The 20,476-nt window shown below is 59.1% G+C and carries 21 protein-coding genes; 10 read left to right on the top strand and 11 right to left on the bottom strand.

The features are described from left to right. Positions 1-11: 11 nt before the first annotated feature. A complete protein-coding gene (locus tag FDY93_RS11840) occupies positions 12-734 on the bottom strand; it encodes a hypothetical protein (protein WP_246068562.1) in 723 nt (240 codons plus the stop codon). A gap of 365 nt (positions 735-1,099) precedes the next feature. Here FDY93_RS11840 and FDY93_RS11835 point away from each other — a divergent pair, with 365 nt between their 5' ends. Then, positions 1,100-1,561 carry an NfeD family protein gene (locus FDY93_RS11835; protein WP_138235948.1) on the top strand — a complete coding sequence of 154 codons (462 nt, stop codon included), beginning with the start codon at positions 1,100-1,102 and terminating at the stop codon, positions 1,559-1,561. Positions 1,562-1,633: 72 nt separating this feature from the next. After that, entirely contained in the window at positions 1,634-2,479 is an 846-nt protein-coding gene (locus tag FDY93_RS11830) for an SPFH domain-containing protein (protein WP_138235947.1), read from the top strand. Between the two features lie 18 nt (positions 2,480-2,497). Here FDY93_RS11830 and FDY93_RS11825 read toward each other — a convergent pair whose 3' ends face one another. Both FDY93_RS11825 and FDY93_RS11820 read right to left on the bottom strand, forming a co-directional pair. Further along, positions 2,498-2,998 (bottom strand): GNAT family N-acetyltransferase, encoded by a 501-nt coding sequence (locus FDY93_RS11825; RefSeq protein WP_240914142.1) that lies wholly within the window; start codon positions 2,996-2,998, stop codon positions 2,498-2,500. Between the two features lie 31 nt (positions 2,999-3,029). Beyond that, positions 3,030-3,230, bottom strand: coding sequence for a hypothetical protein (locus FDY93_RS11820; protein WP_138235946.1), 201 nt, complete (start codon positions 3,228-3,230; stop codon positions 3,030-3,032). Between the two features lie 192 nt (positions 3,231-3,422). Between FDY93_RS11820 and can the strand changes: the two genes are divergently transcribed. The 4 genes from can (at position 3,423) to FDY93_RS11800 (ending at position 7,464) form a co-directional block, all read left to right on the top strand. Beyond that, on the top strand, positions 3,423-4,079 hold the full coding sequence (can, locus tag FDY93_RS11815; RefSeq protein WP_220446179.1) for a carbonate dehydratase: 657 nt from the start codon (positions 3,423-3,425) through the stop codon (positions 4,077-4,079). Positions 4,080-4,197: 118 nt separating this feature from the next. After that, positions 4,198-5,850 (top strand): FAD-dependent oxidoreductase, encoded by a 1,653-nt coding sequence (locus tag FDY93_RS11810; RefSeq protein ID WP_138235944.1) that lies wholly within the window; start codon positions 4,198-4,200, stop codon positions 5,848-5,850. 151 nt (positions 5,851-6,001) lie between these two features. After that, on the top strand, positions 6,002-6,547 hold the full coding sequence (locus FDY93_RS11805; RefSeq protein WP_138235943.1) for a flavin reductase family protein: 546 nt from the start codon (positions 6,002-6,004) through the stop codon (positions 6,545-6,547). Positions 6,548-6,693: 146 nt separating this feature from the next. Next, positions 6,694-7,464 carry a glycerophosphodiester phosphodiesterase gene (locus FDY93_RS11800; protein WP_246068561.1) on the top strand — a complete coding sequence of 257 codons (771 nt, stop codon included), beginning with the start codon at positions 6,694-6,696 and terminating at the stop codon, positions 7,462-7,464. A 68-nt stretch (positions 7,465-7,532) separates the two neighbouring features. Here the strand turns inward: FDY93_RS11800 and FDY93_RS11795 are convergent, their stop codons facing one another. Beyond that, complete coding sequence (locus FDY93_RS11795; RefSeq protein ID WP_138235941.1) at positions 7,533-8,978, bottom strand: catalase; 1,446 nt, start codon at positions 8,976-8,978, stop codon at positions 7,533-7,535. A 191-nt stretch (positions 8,979-9,169) separates the two neighbouring features. Between FDY93_RS11795 and selD the strand changes: the two genes are divergently transcribed. From selD to FDY93_RS11775, 4 genes are all read left to right on the top strand, one after another. Then, positions 9,170-10,240, top strand: a complete 1,071-nt coding sequence (gene selD, locus FDY93_RS11790) for a selenide, water dikinase SelD (protein WP_138235940.1) — start codon at positions 9,170-9,172, stop codon at positions 10,238-10,240. Continuing rightward, on the top strand, positions 10,237-11,349 hold the full coding sequence (gene mnmH, locus FDY93_RS11785; RefSeq protein ID WP_220446178.1) for a tRNA 2-selenouridine(34) synthase MnmH: 1,113 nt from the start codon (positions 10,237-10,239) through the stop codon (positions 11,347-11,349). Before selD ends, mnmH begins: the two co-directional genes overlap by 4 nt. Further along, the gene (locus FDY93_RS11780; protein ID WP_246068560.1) at positions 11,337-12,656 is read left to right on the top strand and encodes an RNA polymerase sigma factor; all 1,320 of its coding nucleotides are present in this window, start codon (positions 11,337-11,339) and stop codon (positions 12,654-12,656) included. Before mnmH ends, FDY93_RS11780 begins: the two co-directional genes overlap by 13 nt. Positions 12,657-12,768: 112 nt before the next feature. Next, positions 12,769-13,191 (top strand): YciI family protein, encoded by a 423-nt coding sequence (locus tag FDY93_RS11775; protein WP_138235939.1) that lies wholly within the window; start codon positions 12,769-12,771, stop codon positions 13,189-13,191. 141 nt (positions 13,192-13,332) lie between these two features. Here FDY93_RS11775 and FDY93_RS11770 read toward each other — a convergent pair whose 3' ends face one another. The 7 genes from FDY93_RS11770 to odhB form a co-directional block, all read right to left on the bottom strand. After that, entirely contained in the window at positions 13,333-14,487 is a 1,155-nt protein-coding gene (locus FDY93_RS11770; protein ID WP_138235938.1) for a lipase family protein, read from the bottom strand. 41 nt (positions 14,488-14,528) lie between these two features. Then, entirely contained in the window at positions 14,529-15,185 is a 657-nt protein-coding gene (locus FDY93_RS11765; RefSeq protein WP_138235937.1) for a DUF6795 domain-containing protein, read from the bottom strand. 89 nt (positions 15,186-15,274) lie between these two features. Beyond that, a complete protein-coding gene (gene sucD, locus FDY93_RS11760) occupies positions 15,275-16,147 on the bottom strand; it encodes a succinate--CoA ligase subunit alpha (RefSeq protein ID WP_105101603.1) in 873 nt (290 codons plus the stop codon). A gap of 2 nt (positions 16,148-16,149) precedes the next feature. Then, positions 16,150-17,316, bottom strand: a complete 1,167-nt coding sequence (gene sucC, locus FDY93_RS11755; RefSeq protein ID WP_138235936.1) for an ADP-forming succinate--CoA ligase subunit beta — start codon at positions 17,314-17,316, stop codon at positions 16,150-16,152. A 155-nt stretch (positions 17,317-17,471) separates the two neighbouring features. Next, positions 17,472-18,911, bottom strand: coding sequence for a dihydrolipoyl dehydrogenase (lpdA, locus tag FDY93_RS11750; RefSeq protein ID WP_138235935.1), 1,440 nt, complete (start codon positions 18,909-18,911; stop codon positions 17,472-17,474). Beyond that, positions 18,895-19,209 (bottom strand): hypothetical protein, encoded by a 315-nt coding sequence (locus tag FDY93_RS19615; protein WP_220446177.1) that lies wholly within the window; start codon positions 19,207-19,209, stop codon positions 18,895-18,897. Before FDY93_RS19615 ends, lpdA begins: the two co-directional genes overlap by 17 nt. A 27-nt stretch (positions 19,210-19,236) precedes the next feature. Beyond that, complete coding sequence (gene odhB, locus FDY93_RS11745; RefSeq protein ID WP_138235934.1) at positions 19,237-20,439, bottom strand: 2-oxoglutarate dehydrogenase complex dihydrolipoyllysine-residue succinyltransferase; 1,203 nt, start codon at positions 20,437-20,439, stop codon at positions 19,237-19,239. Positions 20,440-20,476 lie beyond the last annotated feature (37 nt).

The following is a 20,476-nucleotide window of genomic DNA, read 5'->3' as shown; positions in this document are numbered from 1 at the left end:
GCGTATTCGTCTCAACAGAGGGAAACCAGCTCCGGGGACCACTCCAGATCCCGCAGGCGCACCTGCCACAGGCGCCCGGTGCTGCTCGGCCAGTCGTAACCCACCAGCAGGCCGCGCCGATCTACGAAGCAATGCGCGTCGCGCTCCGCTTCGTCGCCGAGGTAGGAAAACACGCGGATATCCGCCCCCAGATCGTGAACGCCCTGGATATTGGCATCGCCGGGCAAACTGGCCGCGCGACGGTGATTCACCCGGGGCGCCAACAATTTACCGCGCTGTGAGGGGTCGACGATATCCGGTGCGACCACTTCCACGCCAAACTCCATATCACACAGGCGCAGCAACAGCGGCCCCATGAAAATCCGCATCAGCGGAAACAGCAGCCGGTTGTCGCCGTCGAGCACACTCTGTTGCAACCCGTTGGGACCGGCCCACTCCGCCTCGATGGGGGAACCCATAGCAGGTACCTCGCCGGCGCGGGGAGCGAGACGATAGCGGGCATTAACCTCGCCCATTTCATCTTTCCACAACACGCGACACTCGGTGACCAGGCCCGCGGCCATCAGCGCACGCACTTCCATTCCGTGCCCTTCGTCGCCCACCAACCGCCGGGCGACCAGCGCCAGATTGCCCTTTGCATCGCGCCCCAGCTGCCAGTCATCATGCACCGGCATGGTTCGGCCATCGCAACTGTATTGGTAGCGGCCCTGGGCCAGGTTAGCAGTCATTCGCATAAGATCTTCGTCCGTGATTTCTCTTGATGCTGAAAGTGATTTGATCGGTGCACACGCACAAGTTTGATGCATGTTTTCTTGCGCTTTCGCATACAAAAAGTATTGCACAGGCATACGGATTTGCTGCGAATTTATGACGTTTGCGGGAACTTTTTGTTGGGTCTGAACACAGGATGCCAGTATCACCAAGCTGAATATTTGCTGAACGGGAAAACCCCGTGAGTCGGCACACCAAGCCTGCGCCTTTTCGCCATCAACACACGAGATGCCCGTGCGGAACAACTTTCGGGCATAATCGCCGGGTTTGCTGCTACCAATTTGTTACAGCGACACTTGCCAGGAAAATATTCAGGGGGAAGGACCACATGCTCGAATGGCTCAATACGCATATCGCTTACTGGCACTGGCTCGTTCTCGGGCTGTTGTTGGTCACCGCGGAAATTTTTGTTTCCGGATTTATCCTGTTCTGGTTCGGACTCGCCGCACTTGCCATGGGGGTATTGCTGATACTGGTGGGCATGCCCATCGCCGCGCAGTTGCTGCTGTGGGCGGGAATGTCGGCCGCTCTGGTATTTCTGTGGCTGAAATTCATCAAACCCAACTGGAAAGACCGCACCACCTCCGGCATGGCGATGGAAGCGCTCACCGGCCAGGTGGGGTCGGTGATCGAATCGAATATCGGCAAACCCCGCGGCCGTCTGCGCTTCCCGGCGCCGATCCTCGGCGAGGACGAATGGTCGTTCATGAGCACCAGTGAAATCGCCATTGGCGAGCGGGTGAAGGTCATCAATATTTCAGGCAACACCCTGGTGGTAAGCCCTCACTGAGAACCCGCTGACCACCGTCATAAAACCATCATTATCAAACAACTTCGATTCCGATTTTTGGGGGAAACCAACGTGGAAGGATTATCTGTAGTAGTCGCACTGGTGATTCTGGTGATCGTCACCATTGGCATGGGTGTGCGGATTGTGCCCCAGGGCTCCAAACATATCGTGCAGCGGCTGGGCAAATACCACAGCACCCTGAACCCGGGTATGAATATCATTATTCCCTATGTGGATCAGGTGCCGTACAAGGTGACCACCAAGGATATCGTGCTGGATATTCCCTCCCAGGAGGTAATCACCGAAGACAACGCCACGATCATTGCCAACGCGGTGGCCTATATCAATATCGTGTCGCCGGAGAAGGCCGTGTACGGGGTGGAGGATTACGAGATCGCCATTCAGAATCTGGTACAGACAGCACTGCGCTCCATCGTCGGTGAAATGTCACTGGACTCGGCGCTGTCGTCCCGCGACCTGATCAAGGCGAAGCTTAAGGAAGGCATTTCCGACGATATCGCGGACTGGGGCATCAATCTGAAGACGGTTGAGATTCAGGACATCAACCCCTCGGCGACCATGCAGAAGGCGATGGAAGAACAGGCCGCGGCGGAACGTCAGCGCCGCGCGACCGTGACCCGTGCGGAAGGTGAAAAGCAGGCGGCAATCCTGGAAGCGGACGGCCGTCTTGAAGCCTCCAAGCGGGATGCGCAGGCACAGATCGTTCTCGCCGATGCCAGCCGCGAGGCCATCGAGCGCGTCACCCGCGCGATCAGCGACAAGGAGCTGCCGGTGATGTATCTGCTGGGCGAGCGCTATATCGGCGCGCTGGAAAATCTCTCCGCGTCCGACAATGCCAAAAACATCATCTTCCCGGCGGACCTGCCGCACGCGATCAAAGGTCTGCTGAACCGTTAAATCTATTCTCTGGCAGCGCTACAGATAGCGCTGCCAGAACTCCGCCTGCCCGTACTCTTCATCCAGTGCATAGGGCCGAAAACCGCATTTGCGATAGGCGGCGCGGGCGGGGTGGTTTTTTTCCAGCACTTCCAGAGTAATCTTTGCGCAGCCGCGCTCGCGGGCTTCCTGCGCCACCTTTTCCAGTAGCCGCGTGCACACACCCTGCCCGCGCGCCGCGTCACTCACCACGACATCGTGGATATTCACCAGCGGTTTGCACAAGAATGTGGAAAACCCCATAAAACAGTTCGCCAGCCCCAGCGGCTGCTCCCCGCGATAGGCGATGACGGAAAATGCCCCGGGAAAAGCGGCGAGCCGCTCGACCAGTTCACGGTGGCAGATATCCGGCAGTGGTTCGCCGCCGCCAAAGGGGTCTCGCGCGTACTCATCCAGCAAGGCCAACAGATCGGCGGCCTGTTTCTGATCGCGGTAATCCACCAGCACCATTTCCAATTGCGCGTTTTCCTGAATCGTCAAACCTCTGTCTCCAATACTTGTTTTTCGAAAGTCATTGCTGTTGTTCGCCCGCCTGCCGCTTGGTCTCGGCGAGCGCGGCAATTTCGCATTGGGTGTGAAAAAAGCGGCGGTAATTGCGCACACGGGCGCGCTGGGCCAACAGCCAGCGCATCTTCAGGCGCCGGCGCGAAAGCGTGGCATTGTGTTTGTTCAGACGGCGCGGGCGGCGGAGCACGGTATTGCGAAGACCCATCAGGCCTCTCCTTTCACTGAACGACTGGATTGGTTGGCTGGCGAACATCCGATGACGCGGCAGGTTAGCAGATGTGATACCGGCGTTCGATACAGAATCCGCCGCCCCGTTTCATTTGCCGCGGCACTGCATTGGCGCGCCAGCCCAAAAACGCTATCCTGCGCGGTCAATGCACACGACGGAATGATTGCTTTGTCACAGCTAAATGACCTGATCCAGAAAAACCGCGAGTGGTCCGAAGCCACCCGCCGGGAAAAGCCCGATTTCTTCCTCAAACTCTCAGAACAGCAGTCCCCCGAGTACCTGTGGATCGGCTGCGCCGACAGCCGCGTGCCCGCCAACCAGATTGTCGACCTGCTGCCCGGCGAACTCTTCGTACACCGCAACGTGGCCAATGTGGTGGTGCCATCCGACCTGAACTGCCTGTCGGTGGTGCAGTATGCGGTGGAGGTGCTTAAGGTCAAACACATCATGGTGGTGGGCCACTATGGCTGCGGCGGTGTGCGCGCAGCGCTGGAAGACACCCGCCTGGGACTGATCGAAAGCTGGCTGCGCCATATCAAGGATGTGCGCGACAAACACCACACCCTGATCGAACTCTTCCCGGAAGAGGACCGGGTGGACCTGTTGTGTGAGCTTAATGTGCTGGAACAGGTGATCCACGTGTGCCAGACCACGCCGGTGCGCGACGCTTGGGAGCGCGGCCAGAACCTCTCGGTCCACGGCTGGTGTTATGGCCTGTCCAACGGACTGGTCAACGATCTGCAGGTCACAGTGGAAAACACCGCGCAGATTCAGGACATCTACCACCGCGCGCTCACCAACCTGGCCCAGCCCACCAAGGACTGACTCAAGCCGTTTCCCTTGTGGCTACCGGTTTGCGTTAGCCACAAGTTAACTTTCCCCCCGTTTTTCCCTACACTCCCCAGCCTCTCGATTTACACCACTTTGTAGATAAAAGGTTTTCATGTCCGATTTTCGTGTTTGGGAATGCCAGATTTGTGGCTGGATTTACGACGAGGCCAAGGGCTCGCCGGACGACGGCATTCCCCCGGGCACCCGCTGGGAAGATGTACCCGACGACTGGACCTGCCCCGAGTGCGGCGCCAGCAAAGACGAATTCCTGATGCTCGCGGTCGTCAGCAAAGCGCCGAAAGCCGCGGCCACAACCGCCGTGGAAAGCAAACCCGCGGCCGCCGCCAAGCCTCAAGCCGCTGCCGGCCGCATCTGGGAGTGCATGGTGTGCGGCTGGGTGTACGACGAGTCCCGGGGCGCTCCGGAAGAAGGCATCCCCGCCGGCACCCGCTGGGAAGACATCCCCGACGACTGGACCTGCCCCGAGTGCGGCGTGGGTAAGGAAGACTTCGACATGGTGCTGGTGAGCCAGCCGGAAGCGGAAGAACTGCCGCCGCCTCAGGAAGTGCCGGCACTGGACGACACCGATCCGCTGGTCATCATCGGCACCGGCCTCGCCGGCTATCACCTGGCGAAGGAATTCCGCAAGCTGGACCAGCGTACGCCGCTGCTTCTGATCACAGGCGACGACGGCACCTTCTATTCCAAACCGCTGCTGTCCGCGTCCCTCGCCCACGGCAAGACGCCGGCGCAACTGGCCACCGCCAGCGCCGAGGACATGGCGCGGGAGCTGAACGCGGAAATTCTGGTGCACACCCATGTGACCGATGTGAACCGCGAGTCCCGCTTGCTGACCCTGGTCTCCGACAACGGCGGCCTTCGCTCGGAAGTGCGCTATGGCCGCCTAGTGTTTGCCACCGGTGCCAGCTGTGCACCTCTGCCCGCCATTGCAGGCGACGGCCTGTCGCGCCTGTTCCGGGTCAACACCCTGGAGGATTACCACCGCTTCCGCACCGCTCTCGCCAACCGCAAACGCGTGCTGCTGATCGGCGCCGGACTGATCGGCTGCGAATTTGCCAACGACCTGGTGCAGGCGGGCTACGAGGTGGATCTGGTGGACCTGCAACCCTGGCCACTGGCCAACCTGCTGCCGGAGGCCGCGGGACGCGATATCCAGCAGACCCTCGAGCAGGCCGGTGTGCGCTTCCACTTCGGCGCTGGCGTTGCGTCCATTGCCCGCCGCGCCGACGGTATCCGCGCGCAGCTGGCGGGTGGCCCAAGCGGGGATGACACGATCATCGAAGCGGACATCGCCCTCGCCGCGCTCGGTCTGATACCGAACGCCGGCCTCGCTGACGTGGCGGGTATCGCCACCAACCGCGGTATCGTCACCGACCGGGAACTGCGCACCAGCGACGCCAATATCTTCGCTCTGGGCGACTGTGCCGAGGTGGACGGCCACAGTCTCTACTTTGTCGCCCCGCTCACCCAGAGCGCCCGCGCCCTGGCGCAGACCCTCACCGGAACACCGACTCCGGTGCACTACGGCAGCCTGCCGGTGGCCGTGAAAACAACTCTGCGCCCCACCGTGGTGTGCCCGCCGCGGCACGGTAGCCAGGGAGAATGGCAAGTCACAGCAACCGCTGCCGGTGTGCGCGCCGAGTTCCTGGATGGCGCCGGCAAACTGCTGGGATTTGCCCTGACCGGCAACGCCATCACCGAGCGCGACGCCCTCAGCAAGCGCTGCGCGCCCCTGATGGATTGAAGACCCGGCAGTCTTCTGCACCGTTTTGCGCTGTCTGCACGCGCCGGCTATTACCCCCATAGCCGGTGCGTCCAAAGAAAATCACGCAACGCGGGCATTTTTCCCGTAAAATGGCCGCCAGCACAAAATTTGAACAACTTTTGATCGATCTATGACGGTACCCAGCAACTCCGCAGCCCAGGCCAGCATTGACCATTCTGGCAGTTCCGAGCAGTCCCCGGTGGAGCGCAGCCGCGCCCTGCGCGACACCCTGGGCCAGTTCGCCACCGGCGTCACCGTGGTCACCACTCTCGACGCCAGTGGCAAACCGGTGGGCATGACTGTCAACAGCTTCAATTCCGTCTCTCTCGACCCGGCGCTGATTCTGTGGAGCATCGACCGCGGCTCGCTGGGTTACGCCGCCTTCACCCAGTGCGAGCGTTTTGTGGTGCACGTACTGAAGGGCGATCAACAGCACGTCTCCAACCTGTTCGCCGGCCGTGGCGCCGACAAGTTCGGACAGGTGAAATGGCACGCAGGCCCGGGCAATGTCCCGCAACTGGACGACTGCGCCGCCCTGTTCCACTGCCGCCGCGCACAGAACATCGACGGCGGCGACCACACCATCCTGCTCGGTGAGGTACTGGAATTCTCCGCCAGCGGCGGCGAGCCTTTGATCTTCCACCGCGGCCGCTACCGGGCGCTGGCGGGCGAGTAAGGGTCATATACCCCACTTCGGTACATTCTGGCGCCATACCCCCCTAGTCACGGTAGAATTTGACGGCGACGGCTTTGTGTCGCTGTAACCTCACATTCATACTTCTGGTACACCCTTGGGAGGCCTCCGCAACCGTGGACGTCGAAATGTACAGTACCGATACGCTCTTCTGTTTTGCCCACCGTGGCTACCCGAAACGGGCCACGGAAAACACCCTGCAGGCCATCACCCACGCGCTGGAATTTGATATCGACGGCGTCGAGATCGATGTGTGGAATGTGGGTGGGGAACTGATCGTGAAGCACGACCGCCGCCTGGGCCGACTGCTCGCCGGCCAGGAGCTGCTGACGGAGGTGGCCCCTGCAGTGTTGCGCCAGATGCTGCTACCCGGCGGCGAACAGGTACCGACTCTGCGGGAAGTGCTGGAACTGGTGGGCAACAACGTACAGCTCAATATCGAGCTAAAGGGACCCAACTGCGCGGCGCTCGCCGCAAGGGAACTCGAGTCCTACATCCGCGACAACGGTGCCAGCTACGAACAGTACATCCTGTCGTCCTTCGATCACCGCCAGATTCACGAGTGCCTCAAACTGATCCCGCAGGTACGCCGTGGTGTGCTTATCTATGGCGTGCCACTGGACCTCGCCGCCAGCACCGAGCCACTGCAGGCCTACTCCCAACATCTAGGGCTGGACTTCGTCTGCCAGGAAATGATCGCGGACGGCCGCCGGCGGGGGCTGAAAAACTACGTGTATACCGTCAACAATGGCCACGACCTGCATCTCGTCGCCGCCATGGGCGTCGACGGTGTATTTACCGATGAACCGCAGTTGGTGATGGACTACAACACCGCCAAGGCGGCGGAAATGATGGTGCGCCAGATCGACCAGTTCGACGACCTGAATCAGACAAGCTGAAGTTCCAGGGCCAGTTTCCTGGCCCAGCTTTCCGGGGGATCGGGCGCGTCCCGATCATCCACATCGCCTTACTTTTTCTTCACGCCCTGCTCAATGCGGTCTCCCACGTCTTTGTCCACCTTGCGCCAGTACTCGAAGGCGCGCTTCAGGACCTCGTCGGACACGCCCGCCTTGAGATGCCCAACCACATTGGAAACCAGGCGGTCCCGCGCCGCGTCGTCCATCACCTCCCGCACCAGCACGCCGGGTTGTACAAAGTCGTCATCTTCCGCATGCGGGGTGTAGGCCGCGTGCATGAATTCGCCGCTCGCCTCCCACTTTTCCGTGTAAGTGTGATTGGCGCTGGGCCCACCCTTGGAGTTCGGCGCGTAAACCGGATCCGAGACGTTCTCCACCCGCATGGCGCCATCCTTGCTGTAGCTGTGCACCGGGGACTTGGGCCGGTTCACCGGAATCTGCTTGTAGTTGACGCCGATACGCGCGCGGTGGGCATCGGCATAGGAGAACACCCTGCCCTGCAACATCTTATCCGGGCTGAAGCCGATACCGGGCACCACATTGCTGGGCTCGAACGCCGCCTGCTCGATCTCGGTGTGGAAGTCCGTGGGGTTGCGATCCAGCACCAGCTTGCCCACCTCGTGCAGCGGATAGTCGCCGTGGGGCCAGACCTTGGTGAGATCGAAAGGGTTGAAGCGGTAATTCTTCGCCTCCTCATATGGCATGATCTGGACCCGCAATGTCCAGCTCGGATAGTCGCCGCGGGCGATGGATTCGAACAGGTCGCGGCGGTGCGCATCGGAATCCTCTCCGGCGATCCGGTCCGCCTCCTGCTGGGTGAGAAACTCAATCCCCTGGTCGGTTTTGAAGTGGTATTTCACCCAGAAGCGCTCGCCCTTGGCATTGACCCACATGTAAGTGTGGGAGGAGAAGCCGTCCATGTGACGATAGGTTTTGGGTACGCCGCGATCCCCCATCAGCCAGGTAACCTGATGTGCCGACTCCGGTGACAGGGTCCAGAAATCCCACTGCATGTCGTGGTCCCGCAGGCCGGAATCCGCGCGGCGCTTCTGCGAGCGAATGAACTGCTGGAATTTCATCGGGTCGCGGATAAAGAATACCGGGGTATTGTTGCCCACCAGATCGTAATTGCCCTCGCTGGTGTAGAACTTGAGGGCAAAGCCGCGCGGGTCGCGCCAGGTATCCGGGCTGCCTTTTTCTCCCGCCACGGTGGAAAAGCGGATCAGCGTATCGGTCTTGGTACCGGGCTGAAACACCGCCGCCTTGGTGTAGGCACTCACATCCTGCGTGACTTCGAAATGGCCGAAGGCACCGGAGCCCTTGGCGTGGGGCTGGCGCTCTGGGATATGCTCGCGATTGAAATTGGCCATCTGCTCGATCAGGTAGTGATCCTGCAGCAGGATGGGGCCGTCAGCACCGACCGTCAGCGAGAATTCATCACTGGCGACAGGATTGCCGGCATCGTTGGTCGTGCGATTGGATTTATCTTTGCTCACTCGGCTGGTTCCTCCGCGTCTGTTTCCGTTTTATTTCGGCCTATTTCATTTGTGACTCCGCTCCCTGCGGGAGCGCCGCCCGCACGCGCGGGCAGAAACAGACAAAAACATAGTGCACAACGGAACGCTGCGGATGAAATCCACCGGCTCAAGCCAGTAAACTTGCGCCATAGTCATCCGCCGGAGCCCATATGAGTCAATCACCAGCCGCTGCGGCAGCCCCCGCCGCCATTCGCCTGACCCAGTACAGCCACGGCGCCGGCTGCGGCTGCAAGATATCCCCCGCAGTGCTCGACCGGATTCTCGCCGGCAGCGGCTCCCAGATCGACGACCCCAGGCTGTGGGTGGGCAACGCCTCCCGTGATGATGCCGCCGTTTACGCGCTGGATGACACGCGCGGCGTGGTATCCACCACCGACTTCTTTATGCCCATCGTCGACGATCCCTTCGACTTCGGCCGCATCGCCGCCACCAATGCCATCAGCGACATCTACGCCATGGGCGCCGACCCGCTGATGGCCATCGCCATCCTCGGCTGGCCGGTAAATGTGCTGCCGCCGGAAGTGGCGCGGGAGGTGATTCGCGGCGGTCGCGCGGTGTGCGACGCGGCGGGTATCCCGCTGGCGGGCGGCCACTCCATCGACGCCCCCGAACCCATTTTCGGCCTCGCCGTCACCGGCGTTGTGGAAAGGCGCTGGCTGAAGCGCAATGACACCGCCAGCGCCGGCTGCAGGCTCTACCTCACCAAGCCACTGGGTATCGGCATACTCACCACCGCGGAAAAGCAGGGCAAGCTGAGGCCGGAGGATGTGGGCGTCGCGCGCGACCTCATGTGCACCCTGAACCGCCCCGGCAGCCGCTTCGCGCGCATCGACGGAGTCAAAGCCATGACCGACGTCACCGGTTTCGGCCTGCTGGGGCACCTGGTGGAAATGGCAGACGGCAGCGGGCTCACCGCAAGACTCAACTTCGATGCGGTGCCGCGAATTGCGGGTGTCGAGCACTATCTGCAACAGGGCTGTATTCCCGGGGGCACCGGGCGCAACTTCGACAGCTATGGGCACAGGGTGCAGCTATCGGACGCACAGCAGAAATTGTTGCTCGCGGACCCGCAGACCAGTGGTGGTCTGCTGGTGGCCGTCGCCGCAGAGGGCGAACAGGAATTCCTTGCGGCGGCCGCCGAATTCGATCTGACACTCACCGCCATAGGAACGCTGGGGCCAAAGAGTAATAGCGAAGCGCCCGCGGTAATCGTCGTATGAGCCCGCCGCCCCTGAGACAGGACAGCGCCGACTATCGGGAAATATTCCTGCATGACCTGCCGCTGATCGACACGCGCGCACCGGTGGAATTCAACAAGGGTTCGTTTCCGAACGCGGTCAGCCTGCCGCTGATGACGGACAGCGAGCGCCAGCAGGTCGGAACCTGCTACAAGCAGCAGGGCCAACAGGCGGCCATTGCCCTGGGCCACGAACTGGTCGGTGGCAAGGTGAAAGAGGCGCGCGTGGATGCCTGGGCGGAATTTGCACGCACCCACCCCGATGGCTACCTGTTCTGCTTTCGCGGCGGCCTGCGCTCCCAGATCACTCAGCAGTGGCTATATGACGCGGGTATCCCCTATCCCCGCATTACCGGCGGTTACAAAGCCATGCGCCATTTTCTGATCGAGGAAATTGAACGCGCCGCGCGCGAGTGCGACTTTACCCTGGTAGGTGGAATGACCGGCACCGGCAAGACCGAAGTACTCGCGCAACTGGATAACGCCGTAGATCTCGAGGGACACGCCAATCACCGCGGCTCCAGCTTTGGCAAAAAAGCTTCACCGCAACCGCCGCAGATCGGCTTTGAGAATGCCCTCGCCATCGACGTTCTCAAACAACGCCACAGCGGCAGCAACCGATTTGTGCTGGAGGACGAAAGCCGCCTGATCGGCCGTTGCTCGGTGCCGCTCTCTCTGCACCGGGCAATGCAAACGAGCCCGCTGGTGTGGCTGGAAGACAGCCGGGAGAGCCGGATAGAGCGCATTCTGAAAGACTACGTGATCGATCTCTGCACGGAGTTCGAGAATACATTCGGAGGTGAAATCGGCGCGCAAAAATTTGCCGAGACGCTGCGCAACAATCTCGCCAACATCACCCGTCGCCTCGGGGGAGAGCGCTACCAGAAACTCGATACCATCATGCACTCCGCACTCACCCAGCAATTGCGCGATGGCACCGTTGACCAGCACCGCGAGTGGATCGCGGCCCTGCTGCACGACTACTACGATCCCATGTACGACTACCAGCTGGAGAAAAATGGCAGCCGTATTCTATTCCGGGGAAATCAGCAGGAAGTGGTGGCATTTCTGCGGGAACATTGCAGAATCTGAACGCCCACGTCGGCAAGAACATCGACAATAACACCGGCACCAGCGCCCATAACAAGAGCGAATCTATGCCCCCGGTAACCCGAACCTGGCTCAACCAGTTCTATGAGACCGAGTCCCGCCGCGTACTGGCAACCCTGATCCGCCTGCTCGGTGACTTCGACCTGGCCGAGGAGGCGCTGCACGAAGCCTTCACTGCTGCGCTCACCCAGTGGCCTGTCGATGGCGTGCCCGACAACCCGCGCGCCTGGCTGGTCTCCACTGGACGCTTCAAAGCCATCGACCAGATTCGCCGCAGGGCGCGCTTTACGGTGTCTTATGAAGATATCGCCGAGCAGCTGGAATCCGAGCTGGCCACAGAGGACGAGGAGGAACAGGGGATCGAGGACGACCGCCTGCGGTTGATCTTCACCTGCTGTCACCCCGCCATCGCACCGGAGGCGCAGCTGGCACTGACCCTGCGGGAAGTGTGTGGCCTGACCACGGAAGAGATTGCCAGCGCGTTTCTCACGTCCACGCCCACCCTGGCACAACGCATCGTGCGTGCAAAAGCAAAAATTCGCGATGCCGGGATTCCCTACGAAGTTCCCGAGCCGGAACAGTTGCCCGAGCGGTTGCAGTCGGTCCTGCACGTGATCTATCTGATCTTTAACGAAGGCTATTCCGCCTCCAGCGGCAACAGTCTGCTCCGGCACGATCTGGCCGCCGAAGCCATTCGCCTCGCGCGTTTGCTGTGTCAGCTGTTGCCGGATCCTGAGGTGGAAGGCCTGCTGGCACTGATGCTCCTGCAGGATTCCCGTCGCGCCGCCCGCGTCTCCCCCGAGGGGGACCTGATTCTGCTGGAACAGCAGGATCGCACCCTGTGGGACCAGCAGCAGATCCGCGAGGGCATCGGCCTGGTACTGCGCGCACTGGGCAGCCGTCGCTTCGGAAGCTATTCCCTGCAGGCGGCCATTGCCGCGGTTCACGCGGAAGCACCTAACATGGATGCCACAGACTGGCAGCAGATCGTCGGCCTCTATGACGCCCTGCTCGAGCGCTATCCGTCGCCCATCGTTGAACTCAATCGCGCCGTCGCCATCGCCATGCGCGATGGCGCCGAGCAAGGGCTGCAACTCATCGATGCCCTGCTCGCCCGCGGTGCGCTCAGTGACTATCACCTGGCCCACGCCGCCCGTGCGGACCTGTGTCGACGCCTTGGCCATCTTGACGACGCGCGCGCCGCCTACGAGCGCGCACTTACACTGGCCCAGCAGGGACCAGAACAGCGCTTCCTCCACCGCCGATTGGCGGAGTTGGCTGAGAATTAAACCTGTCTTAATATTTTTTTGCGCCCCTGTCGAATTCGATGGCCGCAAATCGACCAGTTAGAGAAACAACTGCAAACGCACGACAACTTCAACTTAATCCAAGGAGCAACCCATGAAGTATCTGGCGCTGGTTTATTACGATGAAAAGGTCATGGAACGTATGTCCCAGCAGGAGTGGGATGTCCTGAATCGGGAATGTATGGAGTGTGTTGCCAGCCTCACTGCCAATGGCCACTTCATCACCGGCAGCCCCCTGCTACCCACCAGCAGCGCAACCACGGTGCGCATGCGGGACAATCGCATCACCACCACGGATGGTCCCTTTGCGGAAACCAAGGAACAGCTCGCCGGCTTCTATATGCTGGAAGCGCGGGATCTCAATGAAGCCATTGCCCTCGCCGGGAAGATTCCGCCGGCGCGCTATGGCTCAATAGAAGTCCGCCCCACACGCGAGTTGCGGGAAGAAGGCAATCAGGCCGGCGGCAATGCGGGCACTAAACCCACAGGTAATAGAGCCCTGACAGACCACCAATAAAAAAGATAAACCCCGAGGCAAAACCCGCAGCCGGCCGGTAATTTCCACTGTGCCAGCGCGGGTTGGCCATCAGGGCACCGACCAGTACGGCCATTACTAATAGGAAGGAAGCCAGCAGCTTCCCCAGCAAAATAAGAAAACTCACAGATTCCTCAGCGCGTTGCGGGCCTGGCGATTCGCTTTTTCCATTAGTTGGACCAGCACTATTCTTATCAGCGAGCGCGTGATTGCCTCCTTGCTGGCTTCCACTTTCATTCCGAGTGCGTGCAGCAGTTTACGGATCAGCAATTCCACCCAGAGACTGATGTGCTCGGCGAGATGCAGTCCTTTTTCCAGGATAATGGCGAGTTTGTCTGCGACCGTTAGCACGCCCACAAAGGTTGTCTGTAATGAATAGGCGACAACCACGATGACCTTTTTTAATACGTAGCGCAGCGCCGCCTCCGCCCATTGCCAGAAAACAGGGCTATCGGCGCTGGCCCAATTTCTGGATTTGAGCCAGTCCTCCACTGCAGAATCAAAGAGATATGGCTGATCCGGCACATCCGCCACCTGCTCCCAGGATTTGCTTTTTAACGAGGCGATATATTTACCCATCTTGTGAGCGGCGCCCGTGAGCGCGAGTTCTGAAGAATGAATAAAGTAGCCAGGCGAGCCGTAGGGAGCCTGCATAAAGGGATACATCGCAACCATCGGAACCGGATCGGTCTTGTGGTATACGCGGTACATATTCTCCCGCCCGATGGAGACCGTCGTTCGGTTCACAAACCAGTCTGTGCCGACGCGCGGTGCCCCAAAGGTATACAGGCGTACCGGGTGCGATGTATTTCTCGATACCCAATCCGCCGCCAGTGACGCCACCGCGCCGCCCAAGCTGTGTCCGATACAATGTACGGGCCCGGTGATATCCGCCTTTGCCAAAAAATCACGGATATCCGGGAGCATGCTGTTGAAGGTGTGATTAAAACCAATATGGACCGGCAGGCCCGTTTTGGAGATTGTAATGCCGATGCGTGCGTCGGTTACAAAATCAGCCTTATTATTGGCTTCGGTAGTTCCACGAAATACGAGAAATACGTGCCCCTGGTAATCGCCTCCACCTTGTGCGCATACCCCGAATCCATCTTTGGCAGCCCGAAGTAACCGACCACCTACCGACGCAGTGAGGACACTGGGTTTGACCTTTTGAGAAAATGCTGAAGCAGACAAGAAAATCTTCAATGCAACTGGATCATTTTTATTGACCGAGTAAACCCCTTCCGCGAGATCAGCCGAGAGAATTGGCGAAACTTCCATTTAATCACCCTTGTTTTTAAGTAATATCTGTTTATTTCCGACTACGCCTTCTTCATTGAGCTCCAACGACAGCGCGTCATAATGTTAGGCACACTGGACTCTCTACCGTGAACAATGACCTCATCATCAGCCATATCACAAGTTAATCCCACAACAGGATTTTCAATCTCGGAATTCAATTCGGGGGTTAATTTGCTGCTATACCAGATCATGTTTTCATCTGCTTCGCTCGCCACATAAACTGTGGACTTAGCCACAAACTGCGTTAGGAAATTCAAACTCAAGCCCTCTTCGTGCACTGGCAATTCAAAGCGTCCTTCCTCGTCGGTTCTGAACTCCTGTACAACCCCCTCTTCATTGCCATTCCATGTTAACCGCCGCAAAAGACGCGCATTCGGCATCGGCTTGCCATCCCGCAACAGCACTCCGCTCAATGGAGACGCAATCACATACGTTTCTTCCTTTACTTTTCCGAACATTTCCTTTTCCTTGACCGAAACCATTGCCGCACCGGAATCTGCACTACAGTTCCAGATAGATGAAATACCAACCAATAAAAAAAACCATCGAAACAACAAGCTCGCCTCCAATGGTGAGACCTGAATCCATGGGTCAAAAGTGCCACTAAAATGGGGTTCGGGAAAGTGCGCAGTCAGAAATCCGCGGGAAAACTGGCACGAAATGGAACGCTCGAGCATCGGTCTCTTTCATTCCCGGGCCAAAATTCAGGCGAAAAAAAACGGGCCTCAATGAGACCCGTTTTCGAAAGCAAACACGCAGCGGGAAATTACCAGCCGGTTACTTCCTTCAGTGCGTCGCCGATCTGTGCCAGGGAGCGCACGGTTTTAACGCCGGCATCTTCCAGAGCAGCAAATTTCTCGTCGGCAGTGCCTTTACCACCGGAGATGATCGCACCAGCGTGGCCCATGCGCTTTCCGGGAGGAGCGGTAACACCTGCGATGTAGGAAACCACCGGCTTGGTGACGTTTGCCTTGATGTAAGCAGCCGCTTCTTCTTCCGCAGAACCGCCGATCTCACCGATCATTACGATCGCTTCGGTCTGCGGGTCGTTCTGGAACATTTCCAGAATGTCGATGAAGTTGGAGCCCGGGATGGGGTCGCCACCGATGCCCACGCAGGTGGACTGGCCGAAGCCGTAGTCGGTGGTCTGCTTGACCGCTTCATAGGTCAGGGTGCCGGAGCGGGAAACGATGCCCACTTTGCCCGGCTTGTGGATGTGACCCGGCATGATGCCGATTTTGCACTCACCGGGAGTGATCACGCCCGGGCAGTTCGGGCCGATCAGGCGTACGCCCAGCTCGTCGCACTTCACTTTCGCGTCCAGCATATCCATGGTGGGAATGCCTTCGGTGATGCACACGATCAGCTTGATGCCGCCGTTGGCGGCTTCCAGGATGGAGTCTTTACAGAAAGGCGCCGGAACGTAGATTACGGACGCTTCTGCACCGGTGGCTTCCACCGCTTCTTTCACGGTGTCGAATACCGGCAGGCCCAGGTGAGTCTGGCCGCCTTTACCCGGCGTTACACCACCAACCATTTTGGTGCCGTAAGCAATCGCTTGCTCAGAGTGGAAAGTACCCTGGGAGCCGGTGAAGCCCTGGCAGATTACTTTGGTGTCTTTGTTAATCAATACGGACATGATTATTTACCCTCCGCGGCTTTTACTACCTGCTCTGCAGCATCGGTCAGGCTGGTCGCTGCGATGATGTTCAGGCCGCTTTCGCTCAGTACCTTGGCACCCAGGTCGGCGTTATTACCTTCAAGGCGCACAACAACCGGGATTTTAACGCCGACTTCTTTCACTGCGCCGATCACGCCTTCTGCGATCATGTCGCAGCGCACGATACCGCCGAAGATGTTGATCAGAACTGCCTTCACATTTTCGTCAGACAGAATGATTTTGAACGCTTCGATTACGCGCTCTTTGGTCGCGCCGCCGCCAACGTCCAGGAAGTTGGCCGGCTTGCCGCCGTGCAGGTTCACGATGTCCATGGTACCCATGGCCAGACCAGCACCGTTCACCATGCAGCCGATGTTGCCATCCAGCGCTACATAGTTCAGGTCCCACTTGGCAGCGTGTGCTTCACGGGCGTCTTCCTGAGACGGGTCGTGCATTTCACGCAGATCCGGGTGGCGGTACAGCGCATTGCTGTCGATCACGATCTTGGCATCCAGACAGTGCAGGTTCTTCTCTGGAGTGATGACCAGCGGGTTGATTTCCAGCAGGGCCAGATCTTTCTCTTTGAACATCTTGGCGAGGCCCAGGAAGATCTTGGTGAACTGCTTGATCTGGTCGCCTTCGAGGCCCAGTTTGAACGCCAGTTCACGCGCCTGGTAAGGCTGAGCGCCTACCAGCGGGTCGATGATGGCTTTCAGGATTTTTTCCGGAGTCTCTTCCGCAACTTTCTCGATCTCAACACCGCCTTCGGTGGAGGCCATGAAAACGATGCGACGGGTAGAGCGGTCTACCACCGCGCCCAGGTACAGTTCCTGTTCAATGTCGGTGCAGCTTTCTACCAAGATGCGGGAAACCGGCTGACCTTTTTCGTCTGTCTGATAAGTTACCAGGTTGTTGCCCAGCCACTTCTTGGCAAATTCTTCGATTTCTGCCTTGGAGTCCACCAGCTTCACGCCGCCCGCTTTACCGCGGCCGCCGGCGTGTACCTGGGCCTTTACAACCCACTTGTTTCCGCCGATTTCGTCTGCTGCCGCTGCTGCCGCTGCCGGGGTTTCCGCTGCAATGCCTTTGGAAACCGGCAATCCGTATGCTGCAAACAGTTGTTTGCCCTGATACTCATGCAAGTTCATAGTCAATACCAATTCACATTTGAAATGTGTTTACCAATTGCAGATTGCTCTGCACCTTTAGACAAAGCCCCGAAGTGCTTCATTACAAATCCGGGCTCTGAAATGAAACCGGGGCGGATATTTCTGTATCCACCCCGACATGCGAGTCGCGTTGATCAGCGCTTCTTGCGGTTTGCCATGTGGATGGCGTGACCGTTGACCGCGAGCGCCGCTTCCTTGACCGCTTCGGAGAAGGTCGGGTGACCGAATACGGTCATGCCGATGTCTTCCGCGCTGGAACCGAATTCCATCGCAATCGCCACTTGCTGCACCAGATCGGAAGCACTCGGGCCTACGATGTGGGCGCCCAGTACACGATCGGTTTCCGCGTGGGCAATGATCTTCACCATGCCAGAGGATTCGTTGGCAGCAACCGCACGGCCAACCGCCAGGAACGGGAACACACCCACGTTGTAGGGTTCGCCGTCGGCCTTCACCTGCTCTTCGGTGCGGCCAACCGCAGCGATTTCCGGGTGGGTGTAGATCACATTCGGGATCACGTCGTAGTTCATCATCGGCTTCTGACCGGCGATGCGCTCGGCAACCACCACGCCTTCTTCAGACGCTTTGTGGGCCAGCATCGGGCCGCGCACCACGTCGCCGATCGCCCACACGCCCGGTGCGGAAGTCATGCACAGGTCGTTGACGTAGATGAAACCGCGCTCGTCCAGTTTTACACCGGCGTCTTCAGACAGCAGACCTTCGGTGTAGGGGCGACGGCCCACGCACACGATCAGCTTGTCGAAGGTTTCCTGGTGCTCGTTGCCGTCCTTGTCCTGGTAGGTCACAACAACTTCTTTGCCCTTGACCTCGGAGCCGGTCACACGGCAGGACAAGCGGATATCCAGGCCCTGCTTTTTGAAAATCTTCTGGGATTCTTTGGCGATCTGCTGATCCATGATGGCCAGGAAGCTGTCGAGGGCTTCCAGTACAACCACGTCGGAACCCAGGCGGTTCCAAACAGAACCCAACTCGAGACCGATTACACCCGCACCGATTACGCCAAGGCGCTTCGGTACTTCGGTAAACTCCAGCGCACCGGTGGAGTCGACGATAATTTTGTTGTCTACCGGCGCCGGCGGAATGTTCACCGGAACAGAACCGGAAGCCAGGATCACGTTGTCCGCTTCGTAGGTGGTGGTTTTGCCGTCTTTATCGGTCACTTCCACTTTCTTGCCAGCCAGTAGCTTGCCGGTACCCTGGATGGAGGTCACCTTGTTGGCCATAAACAGACCGGAGATACCACCGGACATCTGCTTGACCACACCTTCTTTGCGCTCGATCATTTTTTTGACATCGATCTTTACCTTGCCGGTTTCGATGCCGTGAACTTCCAGCGCGTCTTTCGCTTCGTGGTATTTCCAGGAGCTGTCCAGCAGCGCCTTGGAGGGAATACAACCCACGTTCAGACAGGTACCGCCGTTGACGGTCTTGCCTTCTTTGTTTACCCATTTTTCAACACAGGCAGTTTTCAGACCCAGCTGCGCTGCGCGAATTGCGGCCACATAACCACCGGGGCCGGAGCCGATTACGATTACGTCAAATTTTTCTGACATGGTCTGTTCCAAATTTGAGTGGATTCAACGAATGCGGATTCATATCCACATCGCCGGGGATCTGCCCGGCTTTCCCTGAGGCGGTCTTCTTGCCGCTGATGCCTGTGATTGCAGGCTTAATTCTTTCAAAGCAACAGTGCTTCGATGCGAAGGCTCTGGTGCCGCTGGTCTTTTCCGGGACCTTCCGCGAGATGGGCCGTAGGCGCCGCGTTGAAGCGGCCGGATCACTCGCGGAAGAGCCTACAGGGATGTATTCACGGCGTGTCCCGGAAAAGACCAGCGGCAGCAGAGCCGCCACAGCTCCATCTAATTCAAATTGCAGGAATTACACTTCCAGCAGGATGCGCGCCGGGTCTTCGATCATTTCCTTGATCGCTACCAGGAAGCCAACCGCTTCCTTGCCGTCGATCAGGCGGTGGTCGTAAGACAGCGCCAGGTACATCATCGGCAGGATTTCCACCTTGCCGTTCACTGCCATCGGGCGATCCTGGATCTTGTGCATACCCAGAATGGCGGTTTGCGGCGGGTTCAGGATCGGGGTGGACAGCAGGGAACCGAACACACCACCGTTGGTGATGGTGAAGGTGCCGCCGGTCATCTCTTCGATGGACAGTTTGCCGTCGCGGGCGCGCAGGCCCATATCGCGGATGTTGTTTTCGATGTCCGCCAGGCCCATGTTCTCCGCGCCGCGCAGGATCGGCACCACAAGACCTTTCGGCGAGGAAACCGCTACACCGATGTCCTGGTAGCCGTGGTAAACAATGTCGTCACCGTCGATGGACGCGTTCACCGCGGAGTAACGCTTCAGCGCTTCCACCGCCGCTTTTACGAAGAAGCCCATGAAACCCAGACGGGTGCCATTGTGGGTCTTCTCGAACAGGTCCTTGTAGTTCGCGCGCAGATCCATGATCGGCTTCATGTTCACTTCGTTGAATGTAGTGAGCATGGCGGTGGACTGGGACGCGTCCAGCAGACGCTCGGCGATGCGCTTGCGCATACGGGTCATCGGCACGCGCTTCTCGACGCGTTCGCCCGGGGCGACCGCTACCTGCGCAGCAGCCGCAGCCGGTGCAGCAGCCGCTGCCGGCGCGGAGCCCGCTTTCATCACATCTTCTTTCAGCACGCGACCGCCTTTGCCACTGCCTTCGACAGAAGCGAGGTCCACGCCTTTTTCGGCCGCCATTTTCTTAGCGGACGGCATGGCGATCTTGTCGCTGCCGGCAGCAGCCGGTGCCGGCGCAGCGGCTTTTTCTTCCGCAGCCGGAGCCGGAGCAGCAGTGCTGCCGGCGGCACCTTCAGTCAGAATGGCGATCACTTCGTTGGAGAGGATGGTCTCACCCTCGCCCTTGATGATTTCACTGAGGACGCCGTCTGCCGGCGCAACAACTTCCAGCACCACTTTGTCGGTTTCAATATCCACGATCAGTTCATCGCGGGACACGGCTTCCCCTGCCTGTTTGTGCCAGGTGGCAACGGTGCCGTCCTGAACGGATTCGGGGAAAGTTGGCGCTTTAATCTCGATGGTCATTGGTCCTGTTTCCTGAGATTTCTGTTGGGCGCCGGAA

This window comes from Microbulbifer harenosus (genome assembly GCF_005771435.1).
Classification (GTDB): Bacteria; Pseudomonadota; Gammaproteobacteria; order Pseudomonadales; family Cellvibrionaceae; genus Microbulbifer; species Microbulbifer harenosus.
This window is presented reverse-complemented; position numbering and strand designations above follow the sequence as displayed.

What these genes read in the sequence shown, in the direction of transcription:
- FDY93_RS11840 (WP_246068562.1), bottom strand. Translation starts at nt 734, where the DNA reads ATGCGAATGACTGCTAACCTGGCCCAGGGCCGCTACCAATACAGTTGC.
- FDY93_RS11835 (WP_138235948.1), top strand. Translation starts at nt 1,100, where the DNA reads ATGCTCGAATGGCTCAATACGCATATCGCTTACTGGCACTGGCTCGTT.
- FDY93_RS11820 (WP_138235946.1), bottom strand. Translation starts at nt 3,230, where the DNA reads ATGGGTCTTCGCAATACCGTGCTCCGCCGCCCGCGCCGTCTGAACAAA.
- FDY93_RS11810 (WP_138235944.1), top strand. Translation starts at nt 4,198, where the DNA reads ATGTCCGATTTTCGTGTTTGGGAATGCCAGATTTGTGGCTGGATTTAC.
- FDY93_RS11805 (WP_138235943.1), top strand. Translation starts at nt 6,002, where the DNA reads ATGACGGTACCCAGCAACTCCGCAGCCCAGGCCAGCATTGACCATTCT.
- FDY93_RS11800 (WP_246068561.1), top strand. Translation starts at nt 6,694, where the DNA reads ATGTACAGTACCGATACGCTCTTCTGTTTTGCCCACCGTGGCTACCCG.
- selD (WP_138235940.1), top strand. Translation starts at nt 9,170, where the DNA reads ATGAGTCAATCACCAGCCGCTGCGGCAGCCCCCGCCGCCATTCGCCTG.
- mnmH (WP_220446178.1), top strand. Translation starts at nt 10,237, where the DNA reads ATGAGCCCGCCGCCCCTGAGACAGGACAGCGCCGACTATCGGGAAATA.
- FDY93_RS11775 (WP_138235939.1), top strand. Translation starts at nt 12,769, where the DNA reads ATGAAGTATCTGGCGCTGGTTTATTACGATGAAAAGGTCATGGAACGT.
- FDY93_RS11770 (WP_138235938.1), bottom strand. Translation starts at nt 14,487, where the DNA reads ATGGAAGTTTCGCCAATTCTCTCGGCTGATCTCGCGGAAGGGGTTTAC.
- FDY93_RS11765 (WP_138235937.1), bottom strand. Translation starts at nt 15,185, where the DNA reads ATGCTCGAGCGTTCCATTTCGTGCCAGTTTTCCCGCGGATTTCTGACT.
- sucD (WP_105101603.1), bottom strand. Translation starts at nt 16,147, where the DNA reads ATGTCCGTATTGATTAACAAAGACACCAAAGTAATCTGCCAGGGCTTC.
- sucC (WP_138235936.1), bottom strand. Translation starts at nt 17,316, where the DNA reads ATGAACTTGCATGAGTATCAGGGCAAACAACTGTTTGCAGCATACGGA.
- lpdA (WP_138235935.1), bottom strand. Translation starts at nt 18,911, where the DNA reads ATGTCAGAAAAATTTGACGTAATCGTAATCGGCTCCGGCCCCGGTGGT.
- odhB (WP_138235934.1), bottom strand. Translation starts at nt 20,439, where the DNA reads ATGACCATCGAGATTAAAGCGCCAACTTTCCCCGAATCCGTTCAGGAC.